The 306-nt window shown below is 75.2% G+C and carries 1 protein-coding gene; it reads right to left on the bottom strand.

Features of this window, described 5'->3' with window-relative positions; all coding sequences use genetic code 11:
• A partial coding sequence (locus tag JHD80_RS27840) for a hypothetical protein (RefSeq protein WP_199093870.1) occupies nt 1-306 on the bottom strand: 306 nt, incomplete at both ends.

The raw sequence follows: 306 nt of genomic DNA, 5'->3' as shown, positions 1-306 counted from the left end.
CCCCCCCCCCCCCCCCCCCCCCCCCCCCCCCCCCCCCCCCCCCCCCCCCCCCCCCCCCCCCCCCCCCCCCCCCCCCCCCCCCCCCCCCCCCCCCCCCCCCCCCCCCTTTTTCACGCAGAAGACGGCAAACGAGATCGCGCCTAGAGTCTCGTGGGCTCGGAGATGTGTATAAGAGACAGGGTGATGGTCGTCGAGATAGGCATGCACCGGCAGGAGCTCGACCGTGGTGACGCCGAGGCTCTTGATGTAGTCGACCACCGCCGGCTCGGCGAGGCCGTCGAAGGTGCCGCGCCGATCCTCCGGAAC

Origin of the sequence: Allobosea sp. ASV33, assembly GCF_016428755.1 — a bacterium.
In the GTDB taxonomy this organism is placed as follows: Bacteria; Pseudomonadota; Alphaproteobacteria; order Rhizobiales; family Beijerinckiaceae; genus Allobosea.
Note: the sequence above shows the minus strand (reverse complement) of the source record. Positions and strands in the feature narration are given on the sequence as shown.